This is a genomic window from Paenibacillus sp. 79R4, assembly GCF_013393165.1.
Taxonomy (GTDB): domain Bacteria; phylum Bacillota; class Bacilli; order Paenibacillales; family Paenibacillaceae; genus Fontibacillus.
The window spans coordinates 263,095-288,590 of the sequence record NZ_QJOT01000006.1; the positions used below are offsets into that span (position 1 = coordinate 263,095).

The window sequence follows — 25,496 nt, forward strand, 5'->3', positions numbered from 1 at the left end:
TGATGATTAAAGACAAAATCACAAATATACAAATGGGATTTTTGCTGTTCTCGGTGATGGTAGGTGTCGGAATATTGTCGCTACCTCAGCAGGTCGCTAACCAGGCTGGTGTGGATGGGTGGATCGTAATTATCCTGAGCGGCATTCTGGCTGCAGTCTCCGCCTTATTGATGGCGAAAATCGGTGAACGTTTTCCTGAGAAAAGCCTGATTGAGTATGGACCGGTACTCATAGGCAAACCTATGGGTATCATGCTATGCCTTTTATTCTTAATCTACTTTATCGTATTTGCCAGCACGGTCACCCGGATTTCAGCCGATGTGACCAAGTTGTATTTGCTGGATGATACGCCGATTGAGGTGGTTATTCTCAGTACTTTTCTGACCAGCACCTTAATCGTTCTGCATGGCATCAACGCGATTGCTCGCTTCAATCAGTTCATTCAGCCGATCATTCTCTTTTTGCTGATCCTTGTCTTGCTGCTTACATTTAGCGGGGCGGATCTGGGAAATAATCTGCCGATTCTTGGAGACGGAATTCAACCGATCATTAGCAGTTTGCCCTCGACATCGTTTTCATTTTTGGGATTTGAAGCGATCCTATTTCTGCTGCCGTTTATGAAGACACCGCAGAAATCTACCCGTGTTATTCTTGTTGCGTTCAGTATTGTCATCTTCCTTTATGTGTTTATTGTCATTGCCTGTGTAAGTGTACTGGGTGCCAAGGAAGTAGGTTATGTGAATTACCCGACGCTGACGATCGCCAAGAATATTCAGTTTCCAGGAAGCTTTATAGAGCGGGTAGAGTCGATTATGATGATTAGCTGGGTCCCATTTGCACTGACGACCATGCTGCTGCTTCATTATTGTTCCAGCCTGATTCTGGCCAAGTTGCTTGGCCTTAAGGAACATCGCGTGATTTCTATTTTGTTGATCCCGGTCGTCTATATGCTGGCGGTGCTGCCCCAAAATGTACTGGAGGTTGAACAGTGGAGCCAGGGGGTTGGAGCGTTTGGCGCTTCACTTAATCTGGTAACTATCGCTGTCTTGTGGTTGGGGTACGGGGTGAACAAAAGGAGGGGACGGATTTGACATTTCGCTGCCTAAAAAAGATCGCTATTCTGCTGCTTATTCTTTCATTGACCGGGTGCTGGGATCGGCTGGAAATTGAGAATCGTATTTTCGTCCTTGCCGTCGCGATCGATAAAGTTGCTAAAAAGGAAGGAAAGATACTGTATGAATTGACGATTCAGGTGGCAGAGCCAAAGGCTTTATCCGGGAAGAGCCCTCCGACAGACATCAAGCCGGTCTGGAATGTCAGTGTCACAGGCTACTCCATATTTGATTGTATGCGCTCGATGGCCACCGAGGTGGCCAGGATTCCATTTTATGAGCATTTGCAGGTAATCGTGATCAGTGAAGAACTCGCTAAAGAAGGCATCGCAGCACCGATGGATCTGTTCCTGCGGGATCATGAGCTGCGCAGAAAGACAAATCTAGTGGTGGCGCCAGGCCAAGCGAAGGATGTTCTGGACATTAATCATAAATTAATCCCCGTACCTGGGGTTTATTTGAGTATGCTCACGCAGGAATCGGTCAATAAAACCTCAAAAATGCCTCAAAATTCAACCGTTGATACTTTTTCAGTCAATTTCAGGGCGAATCGCAATACTTTGTTGACAAAGGTAGAACCTCGCGAAGACCATGTCATTATGCAAGGCGGGGCGATTTTGAACAAAGATAAGTTTGCAGGCTGGCTGAACAGCAATGAAGTGAGGTCGTACCAATGGGTGATTGGAACCGTACGGGCAGGGAATTACTTGACAGTTAATGATAAAGAGAATCAAGTCTTTACCACGTTTGAGGTGAAAAATATGCGGTCCATTATTAAGCCTCATATCCGTAATGGGGACCCCTACTTCACAATACGGATTATTGTGGAAGGAAATATCGGCGAGGACAGCATCTTACCGAATTCGACCCCGGGAGACTTAAGAAAAATCGAACAAATGCTAAATCAAAATATTCGTCACGATGCAGATACCGTTATCCAAAAGCTTCAAAAAGAGATTGGGCTTGACATTTTCGGGTTTGGAGAGCAGTTACGCAGGCACAAGTATGCCTATTGGAAGCAGCACGAACAGGATTGGGAGAACCTCTTTCGAACCGTAGATGTAAATGTTGAGGTAGAGACCTCGATACGCCGGATCGGTCATGTCAAATAACAATCCATTTGCCGATAATAACGACGCAGCAGAGCAGCAAGCAGACGTAACCTCCGTATTTTGCAAAAGCTGCATCGTATGATAGCTTCCGGTCCGCATAGCTGACGGAATAACGAAAGCGCAAAAAGAGGCCAATTCCTGCCAGCAGGGTCGCCAGGTAAGAGGAGGAATCCGATTCAATAAAGGAGGTCAAAATGCTCATCTGCAGGACACCTCATTTAAGGGATAGTTGTTGAATTAGCATTCCCCGAACAGAAAACTATAATCATTGTGTCACATCAGTCCAGTGCTTCGCATCAGACAGTGAATAGCCCGATAAACGCTGGCGGTATTCTGTCGGTGTCAGACAGGCGTATCTTTTGAATAATTCAGAGAGTCTTCCTGCACTTTGATAGCCTACGGAGCGTGCGATTTCGTGAATAGACAGCTCAGTTTGGGCGAGCAATTGCTCCGCTTGGCGAATGCGGCTTTTCTGGATATATTCCGTTATCGTGCAGTGATGGACTAGCCGAAACAGTTGTTTTAACTTGGTCGTGCTCATATACGAAATTTTGGATAACTGTTCCAGGGATAAAGGAAGGGAATAATGGCTTTCTATATAGGATGAAACCTTTTGAATTTGCTCCCGGTCTTTGATCGTTATCGACGGTTGCCGTCTGCTTGCTCCGGACAGTTCCCTCTCAATAATAAGCGCTATAGCTTCGTATATTTTCCCTTCATAAAATAATGCCGAAGCCAGGGAAGAACCGCGATAAGCAGCAATTTGACGAAGCAAAACAATCAACTCGGGAAACGAAAAGGTATCTTCCATTCCCGTTAAGATAGAGTATAAGCCATCGGACTGACTCCCGTATTTTTGCTTTAGAAATTGATTGCAAAATTCGGGAGTATACTCAATGCCAATAGTTCTAACTGGTACATGCTTATTGATGAATGCGCGGTATTTCCCCTCTGTTCCCCAGTAGCACCTGATCCTCCCTTGCTGCAGTTTATTCTCTTTGGAGTCCAGCTCTGTACCTGAGATTGATTCGTAATAAGTGACCGTCAGCAGCTCAGGCAGGGTCAAATCGATACAGAAATCCTCATAGAAATAAAAGTCATGAATGAGAATAGAAAATAGTTGATTGTAATTGTAAATCCAGTAATAGCCTTGTCCCCGCTTGGAATCCAGCTGATATGTATTGCCGGCCGGATTAAAACTTTCGGCATGCTCGCAATTTATGAAACCGTTCTCCAATAGTAAGTACTCAAGAGGGTGTGAACACATTGTTGAAGCCCCTTTCCTTGATCAGACGATTCTTCTCCTTGATTAGCCCAGTTTGCTGTAGAACTATTTTAAAAAGCGGACGCTTTCTTATAATTAAGAGTGATAATCATTATCATTATAGCAAATTTGTCATGACAAAAGATCGTTTGCAGAAAAAGGACGGGGATTGAGTATGAATCAAGGGAAAATGAATGACAAAAAATCGCTTTCTGTCAAGGAACTGATCACGATCGGCGTTTTTTCAGCGCTATACTTTGTATTTATGATGATTGGGTCGGCTTTCTTTGCGCCTAATCCGGTGTTGACCTTTTTAATGCCGGCGGGAGCGGCGCTGCTGACCGGGCCAGTATATCTATTAATGATAGCGAAGGTTCCGCGCTTTGGTCCTATTTTGATTTTAGGTATTGTGCTGGCGGTGTTCACGTTCGTGACAGGGATGTACTGGCTCTGGTCGCTAGCTTGTATAGCAGCAGCTTTTATCGGGGAGTGGATCGCCTCGCTTGGTAAATACAAACGAATGAGCGCCAATATAGCCAGTTTTCTCATTTTTTCGCTTCATCCTATGGGTTCGTATATTATGCTATGGCTTAATCAGCAGTCCTATAAGGAATATCTGACGAATCAAGGAACAGAGGCGGCATATATGGACACGATGTTGTCCACCGCTCAGGACTGGATGCTTCCAGCTATGATCGCCGGAACGCTGCTGTGTGCGTTGATTAGCGCGCTGCTCGGCAAGAAGCTGCTTAGAAAGCAGTTTGAGAAATCGGGCGTGCTGGTCAGATGAGGGAGAAGACAGGAACGGTTGGGCAAAGTGTGGCAACAGCTGCAATGTTGACGGTCAAGCTTGATCCCAGAACGAAAATGTATCTTTTGTTGTTAGCCAATGCCGCCGTCTTTTTATCGCCTTCTTTGGAGTATGAGCTCCTCTTTATGGCTCTTATTTTCCTGCTTTATTTATGGATGGGGATGTATTCTCTTCTGTTTAAAATACTGCTGAGTTATAGCTTCGTTATGGCTGTGCAGTTGCTGAGCGAGCGATTTTTACCGGGGGTCTGGCAGTTGATGTTCGTATCCTTTGCCATGTTTATCAGGAAGATTTATCCGTGTATTGCGCTGGGAAGCCTGCTGATTGGAACGACCAAAATTAATGAATTCATGACCGCATTAACACGAATAGGGCTGTCCAAGAAGATCATTATTCCCTTTGCCGTGATGCTGCGCTACTTTCCGGTGATCGGCGAGGATTGGCGATATATTAAGGATGCGATGAAGTTAAGAGGTATCACGCCTTCAATGCTTGGTTTTATAAGACGGCCGTTGATGACGGTAGAGTGCATTTATGTTCCTTTAATGATGGTTGCCTCCAAAATTGCCGATGAGTTGGCTGTTGCCAGTATAACGAGAGGAATAGAGAATCCGAAACAACGCACCTGCTATGAGCGAGTGTCCTTTCAATTCTCGGATGTGCTGGCAGCTATAGTATTTACATCATATGTTGCGGCAGGAGTGTGGATATGATAGAGCTATCTCATTTTTCATTTGCTTATGCCGGCGGCCGTGATGAAGGCTTGAAACAGATTGAGCTTTGTGTCGGCCAAGGAGAATGCGTGCTGTTGTGCGGAAAAAGCGGCTGCGGCAAGACAACAGCTATCAGAGCTGTAAATGGCCTGATTCCCCATTTTTACGATGGAATCAAGCAGGGGCGGGCGTTGTTGGACGGACAGTGCGTGGAGGACATGCCCATGCATGAAATCAGTGGACTGGCGGGCACGGTTTTTCAAAATCCGAGATCGCAATTTTTTAATGTGGATACGGATAGTGAAATTGTGTTTGGCATGGAAAATCTGGCTTATTCCAGAGCGAAAATGGAGCAGCGAATGCAGCAGGTTACGGAAGAATTGCATTTGCATCCATTGCGCCGCCGCAATATTTTTCACCTGTCCGGAGGAGAGAAGCAAAAAATCGCTTTTGCCAGTGTATATGCCATTTCGCCGGATGTAATTTTACTGGATGAACCGTCAGCCAACCTGGATGCCGCTGTTATTGAAGAATTGAAGGACATGATTTCTTTGTTGAAGAAGCAGGGTAAAACCATCCTTATCTCCGAGCACAGGCTGTATTATTTGCGGGATTTGCTGGATAGAGCGTTCGTGCTGGAACAGGGGGAAATCAAGGCTGTTTATTCACGCGAGGAATTTTTGCAGCTAACGGATGCGGAGAGGGAGCAACTGGGACTGCGCGCGTTCGATTTGGAGCAAGTGCGATTTGGCGCCACCTGCGACAATCGAGGCTATAACACTGTCGGCCAAACGGCTGGCATTTTCGATTGCGGGAAGCATCGTCCACCGTATGAACTGGCGATAGAGAATGCGGCAGCATCACATCGTAAAAAAGCGGTCTGGAAGAACGTTCGGTTTACGGCCGTTAGTGGTGAAATTATTGCGATAACGGGGCATAACGGAGCTGGCAAAACAACCCTGGCCAGAGCTTTGTGCGGGCTGCAGAAGCTGGATAACGGCAGCATTTCCTTGAATGGGCGGAGGTTGACTCCCCATAAGCTATCCAAACTGGCTTATATGGTCATGCAGGATGTGAACTACCAGCTGTTTGCCGAGACGGTGGAGAAAGAATGCGCCTTTGGCGTCAAGCGAGCTGATCCGCATGCTGTGCGGGAAGCATTGGAGCAGATGGGGCTTGCGGAATTCGCCGAACGCCACCCGAACACTCTATCGGGCGGACAAAAGCAACGGTTAGCCGTGGCTGCCAGCCTCGTCAGCAAGAAGGAGATTTTGGTGTTTGACGAACCGACAAGCGGCCTCGATGGAGACAGTATGTGCAGGGTAGCTTCTATTTTACGCAATTTGGCTGCGGCCAATAAACTGATTTTCGTTGTTACACACGATCCCGAATTGATCGCCTCCTGCTGTAGCCATATAATTCAGCTGGGAAAGGGAGGTTTGCTGGAAGATTGCCGATTGGATGAAACCAACTGGCCGCACGCTATTTATCATTCTATTTTACAATAAAGAAAAGGCGGTACAGAAATGGAAGGAACATGTAACAAACCCCGAAACCCTGTAGCCATCCTGCTCGCGTGGGCGGGAAAAAACAAAATATATTTGTATTTGTCGGTACTGTGCTCGCTGACTAGCGGATTATGTACGATCGTACCCTACCTCGTCATTTATCGATTGATAGAGCGTGTGTATCATCATGTTTTAACAGAGTCATATTTCCTGCAGCATGTACTGTTTCTAACAGCGGCACTAATTCTGCGCTTCGCCATGTTTGCCGTGTCTGGCGCTTTGTCTCACAAAGGAGCTTATCGGACCCTGTTTGATGTGCGGTCCAGGGTCACTGAGCATATGTCGAAGGTATCGTTGGGTTCCTTAAACGAACGGCATACCGGGGAAATGAAAACCTTGCTGAATGAAGAAATCGAAAAGCTGGAGCTCTTCTTGGCCCACCATTTGCCGGAGCTTATTTTCTATATGAGCGGTCCAATCGCCGTGTTTATTTATCTGTGCAGCATCCATTTGCCACTGGCCGCGATTTCTTTTGTTCCACTATTGCTTGCGGTTATGATTATGGCCGTGATGTTTCGCGGCACGAACCAGCTGATGGAGCGGGCAACGCGCTCGATCGCGGCATTGAATGCGGCCGTCATTGAGTATATTCAAGGAATGCGCCTGATTAAAGCTTATCGTATGAGCGGCAAGTCATTTAAAAAATATGCCCGGGCGGTAGACGACGAGTTTGGCGTATGGAAGGAAATGTCCTTAAAAATGGGCCCTCCCTATGCCAGTTATGTCATTATGATCGAATGCGGCTTGCTGCTAATGATTCCGATTGGAGGCATGTGGCTGCTTAGCGGCAAGTTGAGCGGCAGTATTTTTATTCTGTTTGCATTTGTAGGCTCTTTATATTTAACCGAGCTGCGTCCGCTGCAGGAGCTTGGCTCCAACTTTGCCCAAGTGTTAAATGCGGTCAGGAAATGCCAAGCGTTTTTGGAAACGCCGATTTTTGAGCGGGGCGAGGCTTTTCCGGATCATTGCGGAATACAGTTGAGAAATGTCAGCTTCTCGTATGAGGGCCAGCAACCCCAATTACAGCATGTCAATTTGTCTGTTGCCGAGCATGAGAAAATCGCGATTGTCGGCGCTTCCGGCGCGGGGAAAAGCACAATTGTACAGCTTATATCCCGTTTCTATGATGCGGATGAGGGGGAGGTGCTAATCGGCAATGTCAATGTGAAGGATATCGACTATGAGGAATTGCTGAAGCATATCACCCTTGTATTTCAGAAATCTTTCTTAACAAGCGGGACCGTATTTGAAAATATTGCTATGGGCACAGACGCCCCTCTGCAGGAAGTAAGAGAAGCTGCAAGAAAAGCGCAAATCGACGATTTTATTCAATCCTTGCCGCACGGATACGATACCAGGATAGATAGCTGGGGCAACCGCTTTTCCGGAGGAGAGAAGCAGCGGATTGCCATTGCGCGTGCTATATTGAAGAATTCTCCAATTCTTGTACTCGATGAAGCCACTTCAGCGGCAGACCCGGAAAATCAGGCTGAAATCGATAAAGCGATCACGGAGCTTTGTCAGGGTAAAACAGTAATCATTATTGCGCATAGACTGGGGATCATTAAGCATTGCGACCGGATTGCGGTTGTGGAAAATCAGACGATTCAAGCTTGCGGTACGCATCAGGAACTGCTGGAGAAGAGCCTTTATTATAGGGAAGCCTGGCAAAGCTATAGCAATGCCAGGGAGATTGTATACGAACTGGGTGAAGGGGGGCAGCCCAATGCATGAACAGCAGCAGGCTTTTCAGAAGAATGTCTCTTTTTACATTTCTGTTGTATGCAATGTACTGGAAGGGATGCTCGCAGGCTTTAACTTTATCGTGCTGTATCATTCTATTGAGGTGCTGATGACGGAGAGGCTAACGTCTCATTTGCTGTACCGGACTGTATTTCTGTTAATCGTTATATTTTTAGTCCGTCTGGTTGTCTATGCGTATGGCTATACAAGAGGACAGATTGGCGGAGCGGCCGTCAGTAGAAGTTTGCGGCTTGCCTTAGGGGATAAAATGCGGCGAATTCCGCTGTCCTTCTTCTCCAAAACGCAAGCAGGCGAGTATATTAATACGGCAACCGCCAGTGTGAACAGCTATGAAAATGTATTAACGCATAAAATCGGCGATATCATTAAAAATATCTCATTTACTTTATTGCTCACAGGTTTTATAGCTACCGTATATATACCTGCTGGGGCAGTTATATTTTGCGCAGGTCTGCTGCTGATTCCGTCGCTTTATTATTCTTTTCTTATGGTGAACAAGTACGGCAACCGCAAACAGGAAATCATGTCTGCCAGTACCAGTGCGGTGGTCGAGTATATAAACGGCATACAAACCTTGCGGGCTTATGGGCTGGGAGGCGGTAAACACAGAGCAACGACAGCCTCAATGAAAGCATATAGCGACATTAGTTATACCTACGAAGTGAAGATAATCCCGATTGGTGCGGTATTCAGCATGTTGAGCTGGTTGAGTCTGCCGGTCGTCTTATACTTGGCCGGGGCTCAATGGATGGAAGGAAACCTGGCTGGTCCTTCTTTTGTTCTGGTGGCCATTGCACCGCTATTTACTAACAAGTTGTTCGGAACGTTGTTTATCGATCTGACTTCCTATAAAAATCTGATGATTTCCAAAAAGCAAATTGAGCACATATTTGCGGCGCCGGAAGAACCTGCAAGCGAGAGGGAATTTGTGCCCGAGGATTACAGCATTACCTTTAAAAATGTTGATTTTTCATATCAAAAGGGTGAGCAGGTTTTGTATGGCATCAACATTTCGATAGAGTCAGGAGCATTCACGGCTATTGTCGGGCCTTCCGGCTCAGGCAAATCTACGGTATTGAATCTTATAAGCAAGTATTATGAGCCTGATCATGGCCAGATTTGCATAGGCAAACAGGATATTGGAAAGCTTGATTCCGAAAAGGTGCTGCAGGCCGTTTCCATGGTCGATCAGGAGGTTTTTCTGTTTAATGATACGGTTCTGAACAATATCCGCTACGCGAAGCCAGAGGCATCGGAGCAAGAGGTAATGGCGGCGGCTAAGGAAGCTAATTGTCATACGTTTATAGAACAGTTGGAACAAGGTTATGATACGATGGCTGGAGATAACGGCAACAAATTTTCCGGTGGAGAGCGGCAGCGTATTTCTATAGCGAGGGCGATTTTGAAGGATAGTTCGATTTTGCTGTTGGATGAAGCAACATCGTCTTTGGATATAGAAAATGAATGGGCTGTCAAGGAAGCTACTCAACATTTGCTGAATAAACAAAAAACGGTTGTGATGATCGCCCATACGTTATCCGTTATTAAACATGCGGACAAGATTGTAGTTATGGATGGGGGGCGTGTAGCCGAGGAGGGAACCCATCAGCAGCTTCTGGAAAAAGAAGGAAGATATGCAGCTATGTGGCGTACGGAGTACAAGCTTAGTTCGATGTGACTTGGAGTGGAATGTATTATTGCTAATAAATAAAGTGCCTTTTGATCATTCGTTCAATGATATAATCTTATGTAAAACAGAAAAAGCTATATTGAAGAAGTTCAATTATGAATATTGAATTATCACACGATAAGTGAAATTGGACGATGATCAGGAGGGCTTATGAATATCGAAGAAATAAAGCAGATGATTAATTCCGGGAAAATGTATGATGATGCAGGAATGGAGGTATCAGCGTTGAGAACGCATGCGATATCCAGATGCCGGAAGTACAATCACAAAGTAAATACCAATGATGATTACGATATGTCTATTTTGACAGCGTTATTTTCTGAAGTTGGGGAAAATGTGTATATCGAATCCAACTTTCGGTGTGAATTTGGTTTTAATATTTCCATCGGAAATGATGTTTATATCAATCATGATATGATCATTCTTGACTGCAACGAAGTAAAGATCGGCAATAACGTCTATATCGGTCCCAGAGCCGGACTATATGCAGCAAATCATGCTGAAGATCCTTACGAACGTGCTGACAAAGGGGTGTATTCCGCCCCCATAATACTGGAGGACAATGTATGGCTTGGTGGTGATGTTAAGATTACGCAAGGCGTGACCGTAGGCAGAAATAGTATTATCGGGGCAGGAAGCGTAGTCACTAAGGATATTCCTCCAAATTCAATTGCTGCCGGGGTTCCATGTAAAGTGATCAGGCCGATCCGATTTTCAGACCATCGCTGGAAAAGACCCACGATTTAACCTAACATATTCATTGTTCAGAAGGGGCTATAAGACAGCCCCTTTTTTTGTCCTTATTAGTATTTGATATAGCTATTGTGTATAAAGTATCACTGAGATTGACCTGAAATGGATTTCATACTTTATCATCAAAGGGAAGGTTCTCTTGATCATGCGGATGGAGGTTGAGATTCATGTATACTACCGTTATTTTTGACATTGATGGAACATTGATTAACACAGAAGAAGCGGTGTTGAAATCCTTGCAGAAGCTGCTGTTGAATAATTATAGTCGGAAAATGAGCCAACAAGATCTAGCTTTTGTGCTTGGAATCCCGGGGGCTGTATCCCTGCGCCAGCTCGGTATCGAAGACATTGATGATGCGAATAAATGCTGGAACGATCTTATGAGGGATTACCGGCATACTGTTCATGTATATGAGGGAATTCAGGAACTGCTGTTTGAGCTAAAGAAGCAGTCGATACTTACAGGGATAGTCACCTCAAAGACGAACCAAGAATTTATGGATGACTTTGTTCCTTTTGGTCTTGTTGGCGACCTGCCTTACACTGTATGTGCTGATGATACGAGGCAACATAAGCCTCATCCCGAGCCTTTATTGAAATTCCTTGAAATTACCGGTGCCCAGGGCAAAACATCCTTATACATCGGAGACACGATCTATGACTATGAATGTGCCAGAGATGCGGGGGTCGATTTTGGATTAGCATTGTGGGGCTGTAAACAACCTGATCTTATACCTGCCAAGTATAAGCTGGAGCATCCCAAAGATCTTCTTTCCCTTCTAAAATCCCGATAATGGTATTAAACGATAGCAAGAGAGTGAATATATCGGATGCCCGGCTAAAGCGACGCTAAAAACGAGGAGAGGGCGGCGATTCGCCTGTTAATGATTTCGAAGGTTATATCAAGGGGGGATAAGCTTGGAAGATAAGTGGCTTGCATGGGCAAAACAACTGCAGTCTATAGCACAGGCGGGGTTAACCTACTCTAAGGACCCATATGACCTGGAAAGATTTCAGCAGATACGAGACATGAGTGTAGAAATTATGTCAGGGCATACAGGTACAGAAATGAAATTAATCGAAGAACTTTTTGCCAATGAAACGGGCTATGCTACACCTAAGGTTGATATTAGAGCGGTAATCATTAAAGATGATCATATCCTTATGGTTAGGGAAAAAATGGACGGGAGATGGGCTTTGCCTGGCGGTTGGGCTGATATTGGTCTATCTCCTACAGAAGTAGCGGTTAAGGAAGCGAAAGAGGAGTCAGGGTTTGAGGTGAGGGCTATCAGATTGTTAGCAGTACATGATAAAAAGTTTCATCCGCATCCTCCTTCACCTTATCATGTATATAAGCTCTTTATACAGTGTGAAATTATTGGGGGGCAAGCTACGATAGGGGCTGAAACCAGTGAAGTTAAATTCTTTAGTGAAAATGATTTGCCTGAGGAGCTGTCTATTGAGAGGAATACGGAATCCCAAATCAGAATGGCTTTTCGTCTAAGCAGGGAGAAGGAGCAAGTGGAATGTGACTGATGGTCGGGGGACTAACTGCAATTTGATATATGATTTTTACGGTTATTCGCGTGAGTTGGTACAGTGTTTTTTTCGCTTTCGGCATATTAATTTGCCTGGCACGGGTCCATTGGCTAGAGTATGGTAGAAGTAAGAAAGAGGAGAAGGTGACGATGGCAAACATTAAGGAAATCGCAAAGCGTGCCGGCGTATCCGTGTCAACGGTTTCCAGGGTGTTGAATCAGCATCCCTATGTGTCGGATTTGAAGCGGGCAGCTGTACAACGTGTGATTGATGAATTGGACTATACTCCAAACCGATTAGCTGTTGATTTAATTCGTAATGAAACGAGAAGCATCGGTGTAATCATGCCGTACAATAACAATCAGGCATTTGATCAATTGCTTCATGGCGTGCTTAATCGATCGGTTGAGCTTGATTATACCGTGGTGATTTTGCCTACCAAGTACGATCCGGAAAAAGAGCTAAGCTACTTAAATATGCTGAAAAATAAACAGCTTGATGGAATTATCATTACCTCTCGTTCGAATACCTGGGATGTGATCCTGCCCTATACAAAATACGGGACGATCGTGGCTTGCGAGCTTTCCGATCATCCTGAGATTGGCTGTGCCTACATGGATCGATATGAATCTTACATAAATACGTTTCAATTATTAAAGGATAAAGGGCATTCCCTCGTTGCTTTTACAACGGCAAGAGGAGAAGAGAGCAATAGTACGAAGCTGACGTTAAAAGCATATCGGAAAATCTTTGGCCATCTGCCGCCGGAATACCATATCAGGGACTGCCATAGTATGGAGGATGGGGAAAGAGCTGCTCAACAACTGCTTCATCTGGACCCCAGACCCACGGCAATTTACGCGAACGGGGACGAGGTTGCTTCAGGCATCTATCGGTATGCGAAAAACCTGCAGCTGAGAATTCCGGAGGATCTGGCGATTATCGGTCAGGAAAACCAACCCGTCGGCATTGGGCTAAGCTTATCTACGGTTGATCATCAACTAGTAAAAGTGGGGGAACAAGCTTTTGATCTAACCATTAACAAATCCAAGGACAAGATAGAGATTCCATATCAAATAATTGTACGGCAAACTACATAGCTGAATTTAGTAAAAACCATCAACCGGATGTTATCAATGAGATGAAGAGGGGAAACGGAATGAAAACGATCAAGTGTATGATGGACCACCTGTATTGGGCGGACGGACGCATCCTGGATGCTCTCGAGGAGAGTGAGATGAAGAGCAAGCAGCTTTTGAAACTGGTTCGTCACATTGCGGTCGCGGAACGAGTCTGGCTGTCCCGATTGCAGGGCAAAGGGAGCTCCCAATATTCGTTGTGGGAGGAAGCGGAAGACCTGACAGCGATTCGAACGATGTTCGTAGAAAACGCCGAGCAATATCGCGTTTATATCGAAGGGTTAGAGGAATCCGACTTGGATGAGATGGTCGACTATGCGAACCAGAGCGGGGTTCCGTTCCGAACCTCTGTTCGGGATATCCTGTTGCAGGTTCTCTTACATGGGCAATATCACCGGGGACAGATCAACCGGGCACTTCGAATCGAATCCGCAGAGCCAGTTCAAGTCGATTACATCACGTTTACGAGGCTGTAACTGGTGTTAGATAACTTCACGGACTCGATGCTACATTTGGACATATGCGCGAACATGGTTCTAAGCGCCGATTTTATTTCCGTGGATCATTCAAAAGAACGGCCACTGTTCGCATCGTTTGCGACAGGGCCGTTCTTTTGTTTTTCGTAGGCTAGCCTTAAATAACTATTCTTGCCATACACTCATAGGGTCCCATGGCTTAATCTGATTTCCATATTTTCCGGCTAAAAAAGCTTTCATGTCTTCCAGCTTAGCAGGCACCTCGTTCCAAAGTGGAAGGGGGGGTAACCCTCGTTTGCTTTTCAATAGGATGTCCACTGTAACATACAAGCGTTCTGGCTGAATCCAATGAAGGAAGCGGGAAATATCAATTTTCTTGGTCAGGGACAAAGCATCAATTTCGTCATTGTAACACTTGTTGAACTCGCTAATCAGGTTCAGGAGGTAGTCTCTTTGCTCTTTCACAAAGTCCAGGCCGCAGATGGCGCCATGTCCTGGAACAACGATTTCAGGTTTAATTTCATCAATAATGCGATCAAGCACTTTAACCCAATTCAGGGTTCCTTCTTCGCTGTATGCTGTACAACCGTTAAACACGACGTCACCGGCGAACAGCACCTTTTCTTTTGGCATCCAAAGTAGTAAGTCACTGTCGGAGTGGGCCGGAGCTACGTTGTATACCATTACTTCCGTATCGCCAAGACGGATGTTGATATCGTCCTGTATCTCAATATTCGGGAGTACCCATTCTACACCTTCCAGGTCGAATCCTTCAAATTCCGCTGCAAAAAACCGCTCGCCCGAGGTCGATTCCGGAGAATACTTTCCTCTTCTGATGACGCTGTCCATCCAGGCGATATTTTCGGTGAGACGTTCTCTGGACGCTTCTTTATGCATAATAATGCAAGCATCTTCAAACACTTTATTTCCCCAGGCATGGTCGCTATTATAGTGCGAGTTCACCACATATGCGGGAGAGCCGCCGTTGCTTACTTCCTTAAAAGCTTCCCGCATTTCCCGCGCATGGAACAAATCGAAGAACGTGTCATACACCAGCCCTTCACCCTTGTTGATGAACCCGGCATTGGCCCAACTGATGCCTCGATACGGCGAAATACCGGCAAAGACGCCATCTGCGACTTCAAAAAATTTAACGCGAGGTTTTTGAATAATACGTCCATACTTCATGAAAATTCTCCTTTGAGTATATGTTTTAGGGATAAGGCATGCTGACTAAGGCTTATTATAGAGAATGGAAAACAAAAATGCAAGCAAGCACTTGCATGCATTCATTCAATGCTATATGATAGTAGCAGAACAACATCACACTACATGCATAGAGGCGCTGATATGAAGCTAGTAACTTTTAAAACCAATACATCCCTGGAATCCTTGTTTGGCTCGTAATTAACGAGAAATTGGGGAACTGGACCATTTCTGATTACATTTGATAAATTAGGCACACTCACACAATTGGTGTCTGATCATGTCAAGATTACGGAACCAAGCCGCAGGGAACTAAGAAGCGATTTACTCTAAATAAAGGTTTATGTAAATGATGAACCCTGGCCTTGATGTGCGTATGCAAAACTTGTAGTAGAATAGGTTTAACATTTGCAAAAGGAGAAGTACAATGCAAACTTCAGACAGAATCATTGAAGCCGCGACACGGCTCATCAAAACGAAGGGCTATCGGGGCGTTAGTACCAAAACCATTGCAACGGAAGCCAAAGTCAATGAATCTACGATTTTCCGGCAATTTGGAAGCAAGCAAGGCATATTGGAAGCTATCATTGAAAGACATTCGGATATCCCGCAATTTGAGAAGCTGTTAAGAGAGGATGCGACCGATAATCCGGAAATCGATCTTCTCAATATAAGCCAGCAGTACCGTTTGTTTTTCCATAAAAATGCGGACATCATTTTAATTGGGATCCGCGACAAAGGAATGCTTCCCGAATTGGACAGAGTGCTGGCTGATCCGCCGGTAAAGCTGCACTCCTTGCTGGTTGAATATTTTGAACGACTGCAGAAGAAAAAAGTCATAGCCATACAAGATGAGCGTCTTTCCGCTATGTCTTTTCTCTCGATGTGCTATGGATTTCAGATGAGCGAGCTGATTCACCGGGATTATCAGTCCCATCTCGTCACCGAGGAAGAGTTCTACAAGCACAGTGTCTCATTGTTTGTAAAAGGGATGTTATCTCAGGCATAACGTTGGCTCAGTACTATATGGGTATAATATTCATAAAAATCAAGAGGAGTTTAAGGTTGTTTTTAGAAATACAGGATAGTTGCTTAAAAAAACATGTTAAAATTAGAAATGATAAGGAAAAATAAAAAACGCGCAAATATCTCAGAAAATCAATGTTCCTAACAATGTTGAGGCTTTGAATGGGTCAAACAAAAAACTAATAAAATACGTGGTTGCATATATAAAAAAGCACGATTCATTAGATTAGCCCAAATTTTTGGGTTTTTTTGTGCTTGATAATTACGGAGAATCAAAAGGGACCAGGTTCTTGAACAGAAGGGCCATGACAATTTATGCCGAGGGACAACAACATGGTCCCATTGAAAACCGCTATTTTAGTGGCTTTTTATTTTATCGGTACAAGTTCGTGTCCTGAGACAAGGACAAGAACTTGTACCGATTGCCGTAAAAGACAAGAACATAGTCCGATTACCGATTAGATGAATGTATACGATGGTCTTTAGGCGCAGTTTGACAACAATGGGTTTTACCCAAAAGCAACCACCCGTTGGACGGGTGGTCAGGATTTAAGGAATCAGGCTATTGTTCCCATATGAGGATTCCTTTTACTTTAAAGATAGAACATATGGAACATGCAACTCAAAGAACTTCAGAAAACACAAACGCCTTTTTCCTGTATTGGGGAAAGGAACTTAAGAGGTGGTGTAAACTTCACCTAGCTTCGGTATTGTTTAAAAGAAACTTAATTTTTATTCAAAACTTGATCTAACCAGGTAAATATGCGGTGGTTAGTCAATTTCAATGCTCCAAAATGGCAATGTTCTTCAGCAGAATCTTCTGCAGTAAATTTCATATATGTTTTGGAACTCTTTAAAGATTGGAATAATCGTTCAGGTTGTCCTGCAAAGGCATGATCATGCTCAGCTTCGCACACGAGTACCGGGCACATGATTTGCTCAGCAACACCCTCTAAGGTGAAGGGTACCGTTTTGCGCACGAGTTCTTCTACATTCGTTGCTAGGAACGTGAACTGTCCATTTTCTATTCCCCATCGAGTACCTGTATCTTTAGCCATAATGGACGCGATTAAGTTCTCAGTCTCTGGTGAACTTAAATCGGATTTGTCACTTGTATTTATACCCAACGCCTCAGCCATTGCACCCACTTGAAAGGAGAATAAACCGTCATTTGCTATGCATGCAGCGAGCCTGTGTTCATAAGCAGCCGCGCGCGGAGCCAAATACCCACCTAAACTAATACCCATTAACGCCATTTTGTCGGAGATGACTTCTGGGCGCTTGGTCAGGTAATCGACCACTGGAGATACAGCAGCCTCCCAGTCATGCCTGAATGGAATTCGCTGCTCGCGGATAACAGCTCCTTGTCCAGGGCCCTCGAATACCAAGCAATGATAGCCTCTTTCTAAAGCAGAGGTAACGACTTGAAAATAGAGCTCTTCTGCAGTGGAATCATATCCCCCGTGAACAATCAGGACAGGCCCGGGCTGATTCCCGGCTAAATATAAGTACCCCGGTAGCTCTGTATCTTCATAAGGAATCGAAACAATCTCCCAATGATGATCAAGCAAAGAAAGCGCCCGTCTGAATGTGCTACGGCTAAGGCTCCATGTTTCAAGAATACGCTTATCCTCCGGATTGCCATGGATAAAAAATTCAGCAGTACGGTAATAATTAGATGCACGCAAGTAGAATTCTCTCGCGCTGATCTTGTTGCCTTGCTTGCTGCTCTCCTCAGCTTCCCGATGAGCTCGGATTGCTGTCTTAAGCCATTCCTCATACCAGCTTTCAAAATTGCCTTCCTCGATTCGATAAGCAGTAGATAGGCATTCGCCTACGTCCGCTCCACCAAAAGCTGCGTACCCCATTGTCCGAAGTAATTCGAACGAAAAAGTCTGATCATCGAAAATAAGTTTCATGATTAGTACACTCCTTACATATGTTATGTTTAACCTATTAAAAAATACTAGCTCATCTCATTCATTGTGTCAATATTATTTTATGTTATAATTAACCTATATATGAAAGACTGGACTCGAACACAGAGATTGAGAGGGGAAGGAGAACTTCATGAATAATATTCAGTACACCATATTAGGATTGTTGGCACGAGAACCGTTAAGCGGATATGAAATGAAGCAGCAGATCAACAACAGAATTACCCATTTCTACAAAATTAACAATAACCAGCTGTATCCATCTCTTTCGAAACTGGAGGAAGCTGGATTTATTGAACTGCAAGCCATTGAACAGGAGTCCTATCGTCCCCCCCGAAAAATTTACAGAATTACGTCTAGTGGCATTGACATCTTAAAGTCTTGGGTGTTAGAGCTTCCTGAAGTTGGTGATACAGACACTTTTCTGTTGAAGCAATACAGTTCTTGGTTAGTAAGTCCGGATGCATGGATTGAGCTGATACGGAAGAAAAAGGAACAACATGAACACATGCTAAAGGATTATAAGGAGAGAATCTCGTCTTTTAAAGAACAGAATCCTGGCGTTAATCATCCTTTATTCTCTACAATTTCGGTTATAGAAATGGGGATTAATTTCGAGGAGGCAGGTATACTCTGGTGCAATAGCATGCATGAGGTGTTAAAGCAGCATACACTCGCCAATCCCGTAGACACCTAGTATCTACGGGAGGGAAGAGAAAAGCGTTTGAGCGCGGAACCTCTACAAGATTTCATCATGTTTCCTCTGGAAAGCCTGTTCCAACTAAATCAAAATGTTGGGGGACAGGAACATGGTCCCATTGCCGATTAGATAGTTACTAAATCAAATTTCGGTGGTGAAATCGCTCAGATAAAATATTTATTCAGATGAAATATCGGCACTTTAGGCGCCAACGAAGCGAGACAAGATCAGACAGTTTCCTCAAGGTATATGATTGCTCCAGGATGTGAGACAGTGCAAACTCGAAGAAACGCAACCTGAGTGGGAGTGATTCTCCAATTTAGTATCTCGAGCATTCTGATTTTCTCCTGAATAAGTCCGACCCGTACGAACTTTTTTGCTGGCGGCCAGCACATCAATATACGACTTTGCATTCCTTTGAGAATGAAAAGTTAGGAGAACAAAAGCATTGATCCCGAATCTTGATTAGCTGAAGAAATTATTCAATTTGCTAAAACCAACAAAATGAAGCTTCGAAAAAAATCCCACCAACTCAAAACACTACCGACGCATAATTGCCGGTAGTGTTTTTATATTGAAGGAGTTAGCTACTTTCAAAGAATCATACTTTGTAGTAATATTACTTTTAAGTAAGTTATCTGAAGGGAGATTGGAAATGTCAGATCATATTAAAGAAAAAGGTAAAGCAAGTAGAGCTCGCTTGCTTGCAGCAGCTACCTCAGAGTTTGCTCGAAGGGGTTACCATGATGTAAGAATCAGCGATATTGTTTCCATAGCCGGTCTTACTCAACCTGCATTCTATCTTTATTTCTCTAGCAAAGAAGCAATTTTTCTGGAAATAACCGAAATCTTTCATAGCCGGGTGAAGGAATTAATAGATAATAGCCTGCTTGATTCCGAAAGAGAGATGGAGGAGATTTTTGAAAATATCAAAACAAAACTTAAAATTTTTTTTGGATTTTTAGCTACTGAGCCCGATTTAACGAGAATTGGGTTATTCATTGACCCAAACAGGACCCAAATTAAAGCGGAGATGATCCTAATGATTCAAAGAAATTTAGTTAAAGAACAGCGGGCAGGTTATTTTCGAGATGACCTGGACATGGAATTTGTAGCTGAATGTTTGGTAAGCATGATTGAACAGCTTACGGAAACGCGATTATTACCGGGTCTAAGCAACGTAGATCGCTTGGCGACTCAAGTAGTCGATTTGATGTTAAGGGGAATGATTAAGGAGTAAGTATCTCATTTCAAGTTAAAAGGTTTATGAAAGGTGGACTGAATTTTTATGGCAAGGCTTGTGCAATTCGGTTTGTTAAGTGCGGTGGCTTTTTGTGCCTTTTTTTTGGCCGGACTTCATGCCCATGCGGCTGTCAGCGGCGATTTTGAATATATGGATAATGCGGACGGCACGGTCACAATTACCTATTATTTTGACCCGGTTAAATATGATAATCATTTGGTAGTTCCAGCGCAGCTGGACGGTAAAACTGTAACCGCTATTGGAGATCAAGCTTTTCGTTACGCTTTTATTTTTGGATTAACGCTTCCGGACACGATCAAGAGTATTGGAAAGGAAGCATTTGAACTGACTCGCGTTCTTAAAAATGTAAAATTGCCAAGCGGATTAGTTTCAATAGGCGACTATGCTTTTAATTACAACCAGATCGAACAGATTACTCTGCCTGACAGCCTGGAACATATTGGCTTCTCGGCATTCAGCTACAATAAACTAAAAAGTGTGTCATTGCCAAGCGGACTTAAGACCATGGATCAGTTTGCCTTCTGGCATAACGAAATTACTTCGGTGTCTTTTCCGGAAAGTATGACTAAAATCCCTAATCATACTTTTGTTGAGAATAAAATCACTTCGGCCACGATTCCGAAAAACGTAACCGAAATAGGGTCTCATGCATTTTCAGCGAATTCGTTAACGAACATCAAGATTCTTTCAGCTGCAACCCAGTTAGCCCGAGATTCTATTGCAGAAAATAAATCTCAATTAACGGTTTATGGGCACAGCGGTTCGCCGGCGCAAAAATTCGCTTTAAACAATGGTTTTCTTTTTGAACAGTTAAAGATGCAGGTAACTTACGATGGAAATAATCACACGGACGGAGACGTTCCTGTTGACGACAAATCTTATGTAAGATTGGACGAGGCAACAGTATTAGGTAATACAGGATTGCTGGAACGACCGGGTTATCGTTTTGACGGATGGAATACGGCTCCGGATGGAAGCGGCAAAGATTATGCTGTTAACAGTAAAATCAGAATCGAAGAAGAAGATGTTATCTTATTTGCCAAATGGGTGCGAGATGCTAAAACTCCCGTAATTACCGATGCTGTTACTGCAGAAAATAGGCAGAGCACAAGTGGACTGGTCATCACACCTGACCCGGAGGATTCCGGCAATGTGAAGTATTATAAAATCAGCGGAATTGTTGGCGGAACGCTGTACAAGCATGACGGCACGACACAAATTGCGAATGGAGATTATATAACTGTTGCGGAAGGTGGCGCCGGCTTAAGGTTCACACCTGAGGCTCATGCAAATTCTGTGGCTGGCGATACGTTTTCTTTTCAAGTGCAGGCTGCACCGAAGGCAGACGGGACGCTACTAAGTAATCCAGTTACGGCCTCCATCCATGTAACCGAGGTGAATGATGCGCCGGTTGCAGCTGATGATACGTTACCGAAAGTTATGAAAGGTGCAGGCAAGATCATTATTGAATTTGCAGATTTACTCCTGAATGATTCTGCGGGTCCTGCTAACGAATCCTTTCAATCCTTAACCATTATTGATGTTGGAAATGCTGTTGGCGGAACTGTTGAAATCATCAACGGACATATTGAATTCGATTTGGAACCAACATTTGTCGGTGTAGCAAAGTTTACTTATACCGTACTGGATGATGGTAAGACAGATGGAGCTGACGACTTCAAGACGGCTAGTGCGGAAGTCAGCTTTGAGGTGGGAAGTAGAACTTCTGTACCGCTTGCCCATCCAGCGGGCGGAGCGGTTGCATCCGGGACGAAGGTCACCTTGACGTCGACGACTGCCGGCGCAGTGATCTACTACACCACGGATGGCACTACGCCAACAAGTGCTAGCACGCTGTATACGGGGCCGATTGAAATCACGGATGCGATAACGCTCAAGGCTATAGCAGTGAAGCCGGGTTTGATCGACAGCGAAGTGATGACAGAGCAATATACACTTGCTCCGATAGCTCCAATCACCCTGACTGCGACAGCGGGCGATGGATTAGTAAAATTAAATTGGAACGCGGTGGCAGCAACAAGCTCGGTAACCTACTCGGTGTACAAGGTCGCAGGATCAGCCGCTGCGTCAGATCCGAACGAATGGGTCCCTGTTCAAACGGATATCATGGCGACGAACTTCACCGTCACCGGCTTAACGAACGGAACGAGCTATGCGTTTGCGGTTAAAGCATTCGCCGCAGGAAACGTCATCGACTTCTCCAATGTGGCAACAGCGACTCCGCAAGCGTCAGGAGGGAACGGCGGCGAGAACGGTGGTAGTGGTAATAATGGTGGCAGTGTCGGTAGCGGTGGTAACGATGGCAAAAATGTTGCCCCCCCTGCTCATGTGACTTCAACTAACGGCAGCATCGACCTTCCGGCTGCAAGCTCCGGAAAGGTTAGTCTCGACGGTGAGATATTTATTCATATCCCTGACCGGGCGGCTGAGCAAGAATTGCGCATCACGATCGAAAAGCTGGTCGACACGTCCGATCTTTTTACAGAACGGGAAACTATCCTGAGCCGTGTATACGAAGTCTCGAAAAATCTCAGCGGCAGCTTCAAAGAGCCGGTCACGCTTTCCATCAAATTCGATTCGGCTAAAGTCGGCAGCAACCAGAAAGTTGCCATCTTCTATTATGACGAAGACAAGAAAACGTGGATCGAAGTCGGCGGCACGGTGGACGGCGAATGGATCACAACCGAGATTGACCATTTTACCAAGTTTGCCGTTCTGGAGCTTGCTGCGAATAAGGATGACAATGGAGAAACACCGAAACAGCCCTCTCCATCCTTCACAGATATCACGGGTCACTGGGGTGAGAGCTTCATCGTTCGCGCGGTGGCCCAAGAACTGGTGAGCGGCTATCCGAACGGCACCTTCCAACCGAACATCCCGGTTACCCGCGCTGAGTTTACGGTCATGCTGGCAGCCGCGCTAAAACTGGATGGAACGGATACGGCGCTTCCCTTCAAGGATCAGGACAAGATCGGCGCCTGGGCAAAACAAGCGGTAGCACTCGCTGTACAGACGGGGATCGTCAGTGGATATGAAGACGGCAGCTTCCGACCGGAAGCGCAGATTACCCGCACAGAGATGGCGTACATGATTGCCAAAGCGCTAGATCTGTCTCTTGAGGACGATGTCGAAACCGGCTTTGCCGATAATAAAGATATTCCGAAATGGGCAAAAGGCACCGTGGAAGCGATTCGCGAGCTCGGCATTGTCAGCGGTCGCGGCGGCAATAAATTCGTGCCAAACAATACGGCTACAAGGGCAGAAGCGGTCGTCATGCTACTCAGAATGTTGGTATACAAAGATAATCAATAGTTCCACCCTTTGTCGTTAAAAAGGGGGTGAATAAAACCTCCTACTCTATATAAAAGCCATTCAGAGTTTACAGAATGATATGACAGGACGAATTGCCTTAGAAATGTCTCTTATTAGTGAACCATTAAGAAAAGCATGTCAGGAAGCTTATTGAACATTCCAAGACGCATTTACCTAAGGTTGGTAAATTCCAATTTTGAGAGACATCGCGAAAATGAGGTAGGTGTTGTAATCAATTTGATGATTGAAGATGCGTCTATTATCTCCTTTATGCTCGGAGATGGTCGACCATTACGATTGAACAGGCGTCTCCGGTTAAAGTGGGGCGGTATGTTACTTAGCAGTTGTTGAAAAAGGAGAAACGTGTAGTCTGCTGGCGGCAATCGCCGTCTTTGGCATAGCGTTCTAAATGAGAGATTCGCGGAAGACAAGAATGGGGGAAAGAGAATGACGGAATAGATACAACAGAGGAGATGACTGGCCAGCCTTCTCGCCTGCGTGCTGGCATTAGGGGTATGGCCCGTTCGGGATGCAGCCGCTCAGGTTGTGGGAGTTGTGGATCAAGAGTAAACAAACTGTTCAAGCATGTGGGGGGTTAATAAGTATAATTGGAACTATCAGACGTTCACGCCGAGCGTGAGCAGCTTTCTGAGCAATGTTGAACTATGGGTAGACGCTTATGGATTGAATACGCGGATGACAATCTACAAGGAAAGTGACCCAACGACACCGTTAGCCTCGGCACAATTTCCGGGAGAGAGCGACGGTTGATTGATTTTGATTTTTCGGGAAACGAACCGTATTTATTGTATCGAATAGGGTTCGAATTGGATGCGGGAGGCAGCTATAGCTTGCAATGGTGCGCGTCAGACGGCGATCCGTATGACAGGGGCTCTGCGTTGGTGCCCGGGAACGACTTCGCGTTCCGAACGTATATGATGGCGGATTACTCACTATCCCCGATCGAGAGCCGGGTGTCCGCCGGATCGGCCAGCCTGACGGCGGATGGGACGAGCCAGACGACGCTGGTCGTTCAACTGCGAGATGCGCAGGGTACTCTGATGACGACTGGAGGGAAGTCGGTCTCTATCACATCGACGCTGGGGACGGACAGCCCGGTAACTACAGCGACGGCGATCAAGTCGCGGACTGGGCGAATGAAGCGTTCCGAACGGGCATTCAGACGGGTCTCGTGACAGGTGATGGAGATAAATTGCTTCCGCAGCGGCTTCTGACCCGTGCCGAGGCGACGGTTCTGCTGGAACGGATGCTCATTCAAGTCGGGTTGATCGACGGTTGATTGATACAGAGGAAAACGAGCCGAAAGGCTCGTTTTTTGTGTCTATAGCCGACGTACAGCAATGCTTCTTGAATATGACTGACGAAGAGGGTTGTGGAAACTGGCTGACTATTGCAGATACGACAGTTGCCGCAAAAACTGTTTGTCGCCACCCCAAGGTAATCATCGTCTGAATCACCAGTATATGTCCTGAGAAAAAGACAAGAACTTGGTCCTATTGCCGATTTGATATTCATCTAATTGGGGGAATGGAATATTCTGGTTTTAAATCTGCATGCTCAAGCACACTTATTTGTGATTGTAAAGGGCCTCTACACATATAAAAATGCGGTCACCGGAACTGTGGTGGTCCACTTACCACCACGTGATTTGTATTGTATCGGTATTCCTGTAACTCAAGAATAAAAAAAATCGCCCAGGCGAACGGATTTCATTCTGTTTTGTTCCTTGAGCAAAGCGAAAGGAATGGGTAATAAAAATGAAACGAGCAGTTTCTGGTATAAAGCCAACTGGTCAACTTAATATTGGAGGATATGGTGGTGCTGAGTCAAATTAGGTGGTGTCGATGCTAGTACTTTAAAAGAACTTGACATACTAGGTAGATAAACGACGTATTATGAATAATAACCGAATACTCATACAGGAGAAGCACTCATGATCCCATAAGGGATTCATTGGAGTGCTTTTGTTTTTTATTCGGAAAACCTAAGTATGGAGGTGATGAATGAAGTAGAGAATGTAGTAACAACGTGGTTCAAACGGATCTTTAGACATATGTACAAAATACGA

General features: G+C 45.0%; 22 protein-coding genes. 18 read left to right on the forward strand and 4 right to left on the reverse strand.

The window, feature by feature from the left end:
* The first annotated feature begins 2 nt into the window (after window positions 1-2).
* Both DMN77_RS10835 and DMN77_RS10840 read left to right on the forward strand, forming a co-directional pair.
* Window positions 3-1,091 (forward strand): GerAB/ArcD/ProY family transporter, encoded by a 1,089-nt coding sequence (locus tag DMN77_RS10835; protein WP_179014881.1) that lies wholly within the window; start codon window positions 3-5, stop codon window positions 1,089-1,091.
* Window positions 1,088-2,224: a Ger(x)C family spore germination protein gene (locus tag DMN77_RS10840; protein WP_068781238.1), complete on the forward strand. Its 1,137-nt coding sequence runs from the start codon at window positions 1,088-1,090 to the stop codon at window positions 2,222-2,224. Before DMN77_RS10835 ends, DMN77_RS10840 begins: the two co-directional genes overlap by 4 nt.
* Here DMN77_RS10840 and DMN77_RS10845 read toward each other — a convergent pair.
* Together DMN77_RS10845 and DMN77_RS10850 are read right to left on the reverse strand one after the other, a co-directional pair.
* On the reverse strand, window positions 2,217-2,426 hold the full coding sequence (locus DMN77_RS10845) for a CLC_0170 family protein (protein WP_068781237.1): 210 nt from the start codon (window positions 2,424-2,426) through the stop codon (window positions 2,217-2,219). The two genes, DMN77_RS10840 and DMN77_RS10845, sit on opposite strands and share 8 nt — an antisense overlap.
* Window positions 2,427-2,489: 63 nt before the next feature.
* Entirely contained in the window at window positions 2,490-3,491 is a 1,002-nt protein-coding gene (locus DMN77_RS10850; protein ID WP_068781236.1) for a helix-turn-helix domain-containing protein, read from the reverse strand.
* 172 nt (window positions 3,492-3,663) lie between these two features.
* Here DMN77_RS10850 and DMN77_RS10855 point away from each other — a divergent pair, with 172 nt between their 5' ends.
* From DMN77_RS10855 to DMN77_RS10900, 10 genes are all read left to right on the forward strand, one after another.
* A complete protein-coding gene (locus DMN77_RS10855) occupies window positions 3,664-4,278 on the forward strand; it encodes an MptD family putative ECF transporter S component (protein ID WP_068781235.1) in 615 nt (204 codons plus the stop codon).
* Window positions 4,275-5,012 (forward strand): energy-coupling factor transporter transmembrane component T, encoded by a 738-nt coding sequence (locus DMN77_RS10860; RefSeq protein ID WP_179014882.1) that lies wholly within the window; start codon window positions 4,275-4,277, stop codon window positions 5,010-5,012. The genes DMN77_RS10855 and DMN77_RS10860 overlap by 4 nt, the downstream gene beginning before the upstream one ends.
* Window positions 5,009-6,520 carry an ABC transporter ATP-binding protein gene (locus DMN77_RS10865; protein WP_179014884.1) on the forward strand — a complete coding sequence of 504 codons (1,512 nt, stop codon included), beginning with the start codon at window positions 5,009-5,011 and terminating at the stop codon, window positions 6,518-6,520. The genes DMN77_RS10860 and DMN77_RS10865 overlap by 4 nt, the downstream gene beginning before the upstream one ends.
* A gap of 18 nt (window positions 6,521-6,538) precedes the next feature.
* Window positions 6,539-8,314: an ABC transporter ATP-binding protein gene (locus tag DMN77_RS10870; protein WP_179014885.1), complete on the forward strand. Its 1,776-nt coding sequence runs from the start codon at window positions 6,539-6,541 to the stop codon at window positions 8,312-8,314.
* Window positions 8,307-10,022, forward strand: coding sequence for an ABC transporter ATP-binding protein (locus DMN77_RS10875; RefSeq protein WP_179014887.1), 1,716 nt, complete (start codon window positions 8,307-8,309; stop codon window positions 10,020-10,022). Before DMN77_RS10870 ends, DMN77_RS10875 begins: the two co-directional genes overlap by 8 nt.
* 162 nt (window positions 10,023-10,184) lie before the next feature.
* On the forward strand, window positions 10,185-10,781 hold the full coding sequence (locus DMN77_RS10880; protein ID WP_179014888.1) for a sugar O-acetyltransferase: 597 nt from the start codon (window positions 10,185-10,187) through the stop codon (window positions 10,779-10,781).
* Window positions 10,782-10,954: 173 nt separating this feature from the next.
* Window positions 10,955-11,581 carry an HAD family hydrolase gene (locus DMN77_RS10885; protein WP_068781230.1) on the forward strand — a complete coding sequence of 209 codons (627 nt, stop codon included), beginning with the start codon at window positions 10,955-10,957 and terminating at the stop codon, window positions 11,579-11,581.
* 124 nt (window positions 11,582-11,705) lie between these two features.
* A complete protein-coding gene (locus tag DMN77_RS10890; protein WP_179014890.1) occupies window positions 11,706-12,323 on the forward strand; it encodes an NUDIX hydrolase in 618 nt (205 codons plus the stop codon).
* A gap of 152 nt (window positions 12,324-12,475) precedes the next feature.
* Window positions 12,476-13,426 (forward strand): LacI family DNA-binding transcriptional regulator, encoded by a 951-nt coding sequence (locus tag DMN77_RS10895; RefSeq protein WP_068781228.1) that lies wholly within the window; start codon window positions 12,476-12,478, stop codon window positions 13,424-13,426.
* Between the two features lie 59 nt (window positions 13,427-13,485).
* Window positions 13,486-13,941 (forward strand): DinB family protein, encoded by a 456-nt coding sequence (locus DMN77_RS10900; RefSeq protein ID WP_179014892.1) that lies wholly within the window; start codon window positions 13,486-13,488, stop codon window positions 13,939-13,941.
* A gap of 165 nt (window positions 13,942-14,106) precedes the next feature.
* On the opposite strand, the gene DMN77_RS10905 is transcribed toward DMN77_RS10900, so the two are convergent.
* Window positions 14,107-15,129 carry an MBL fold metallo-hydrolase gene (locus tag DMN77_RS10905; RefSeq protein ID WP_179014893.1) on the reverse strand — a complete coding sequence of 341 codons (1,023 nt, stop codon included), beginning with the start codon at window positions 15,127-15,129 and terminating at the stop codon, window positions 14,107-14,109.
* Between the two features lie 445 nt (window positions 15,130-15,574).
* Between DMN77_RS10905 and DMN77_RS10910 the strand changes: the two genes are divergently transcribed.
* Window positions 15,575-16,156, forward strand: a complete 582-nt coding sequence (locus tag DMN77_RS10910) for a TetR/AcrR family transcriptional regulator (protein ID WP_179014895.1) — start codon at window positions 15,575-15,577, stop codon at window positions 16,154-16,156.
* A 742-nt stretch (window positions 16,157-16,898) separates the two neighbouring features.
* Here the strand turns inward: DMN77_RS10910 and DMN77_RS10915 are convergent.
* Window positions 16,899-18,092, reverse strand: coding sequence for an alpha/beta hydrolase family protein (locus DMN77_RS10915; RefSeq protein WP_179014896.1), 1,194 nt, complete (start codon window positions 18,090-18,092; stop codon window positions 16,899-16,901).
* A 151-nt stretch (window positions 18,093-18,243) separates the two neighbouring features.
* On the opposite strand from DMN77_RS10915, the gene DMN77_RS10920 reads away from it, so the two are divergent.
* From DMN77_RS10920 to DMN77_RS24265, 5 genes are all read left to right on the forward strand, one after another.
* Window positions 18,244-18,807, forward strand: a complete 564-nt coding sequence (locus DMN77_RS10920) for a PadR family transcriptional regulator (RefSeq protein ID WP_179014898.1) — start codon at window positions 18,244-18,246, stop codon at window positions 18,805-18,807.
* Window positions 18,808-19,465: 658 nt separating this feature from the next.
* Window positions 19,466-20,050, forward strand: coding sequence for a TetR/AcrR family transcriptional regulator (locus tag DMN77_RS10925; RefSeq protein ID WP_179014899.1), 585 nt, complete (start codon window positions 19,466-19,468; stop codon window positions 20,048-20,050).
* A 48-nt stretch (window positions 20,051-20,098) separates the two neighbouring features.
* Entirely contained in the window at window positions 20,099-23,407 is a 3,309-nt protein-coding gene (locus DMN77_RS10930) for a leucine-rich repeat protein (RefSeq protein WP_179014901.1), read from the forward strand.
* Between the two features lie 767 nt (window positions 23,408-24,174).
* Window positions 24,175-24,603, forward strand: coding sequence for an Ig-like domain-containing protein (locus tag DMN77_RS10935; protein ID WP_179014903.1), 429 nt, complete (start codon window positions 24,175-24,177; stop codon window positions 24,601-24,603).
* The gene (locus DMN77_RS24265) at window positions 24,585-24,707 is read left to right on the forward strand and encodes an S-layer homology domain-containing protein (protein ID WP_372775773.1); all 123 of its coding nucleotides are present in this window, start codon (window positions 24,585-24,587) and stop codon (window positions 24,705-24,707) included. The genes DMN77_RS10935 and DMN77_RS24265 overlap by 19 nt, the downstream gene beginning before the upstream one ends.
* Window positions 24,708-25,496: the final 789 nt, after the last annotated feature.

Bases quoted from the DNA above. Each gene is read 5' to 3' on its own strand.
- DMN77_RS10835 (WP_179014881.1), top strand. From the start codon at position 3: ATGATTAAAGACAAAATCACAAATATACAAATGGGATTTTTGCTGTTC.
- DMN77_RS10845 (WP_068781237.1), bottom strand. From the start codon at position 2,426: ATGAGCATTTTGACCTCCTTTATTGAATCGGATTCCTCCTCTTACCTG.
- DMN77_RS10850 (WP_068781236.1), bottom strand. From the start codon at position 3,491: ATGTGTTCACACCCTCTTGAGTACTTACTATTGGAGAACGGTTTCATA.
- DMN77_RS10855 (WP_068781235.1), top strand. From the start codon at position 3,664: ATGAATCAAGGGAAAATGAATGACAAAAAATCGCTTTCTGTCAAGGAA.
- DMN77_RS10860 (WP_179014882.1), top strand. From the start codon at position 4,275: ATGAGGGAGAAGACAGGAACGGTTGGGCAAAGTGTGGCAACAGCTGCA.
- DMN77_RS10865 (WP_179014884.1), top strand. From the start codon at position 5,009: ATGATAGAGCTATCTCATTTTTCATTTGCTTATGCCGGCGGCCGTGAT.
- DMN77_RS10870 (WP_179014885.1), top strand. From the start codon at position 6,539: ATGGAAGGAACATGTAACAAACCCCGAAACCCTGTAGCCATCCTGCTC.
- DMN77_RS10875 (WP_179014887.1), top strand. From the start codon at position 8,307: ATGCATGAACAGCAGCAGGCTTTTCAGAAGAATGTCTCTTTTTACATT.
- DMN77_RS10880 (WP_179014888.1), top strand. From the start codon at position 10,185: ATGAATATCGAAGAAATAAAGCAGATGATTAATTCCGGGAAAATGTAT.
- DMN77_RS10885 (WP_068781230.1), top strand. From the start codon at position 10,955: ATGTATACTACCGTTATTTTTGACATTGATGGAACATTGATTAACACA.
- DMN77_RS10895 (WP_068781228.1), top strand. From the start codon at position 12,476: ATGGCAAACATTAAGGAAATCGCAAAGCGTGCCGGCGTATCCGTGTCA.
- DMN77_RS10900 (WP_179014892.1), top strand. From the start codon at position 13,486: ATGAAAACGATCAAGTGTATGATGGACCACCTGTATTGGGCGGACGGA.
- DMN77_RS10905 (WP_179014893.1), bottom strand. From the start codon at position 15,129: ATGAAGTATGGACGTATTATTCAAAAACCTCGCGTTAAATTTTTTGAA.
- DMN77_RS10910 (WP_179014895.1), top strand. From the start codon at position 15,575: ATGCAAACTTCAGACAGAATCATTGAAGCCGCGACACGGCTCATCAAA.
- DMN77_RS10915 (WP_179014896.1), bottom strand. From the start codon at position 18,092: ATGAAACTTATTTTCGATGATCAGACTTTTTCGTTCGAATTACTTCGG.
- DMN77_RS10920 (WP_179014898.1), top strand. From the start codon at position 18,244: ATGAATAATATTCAGTACACCATATTAGGATTGTTGGCACGAGAACCG.
- DMN77_RS10925 (WP_179014899.1), top strand. From the start codon at position 19,466: ATGTCAGATCATATTAAAGAAAAAGGTAAAGCAAGTAGAGCTCGCTTG.
- DMN77_RS10930 (WP_179014901.1), top strand. From the start codon at position 20,099: ATGGCAAGGCTTGTGCAATTCGGTTTGTTAAGTGCGGTGGCTTTTTGT.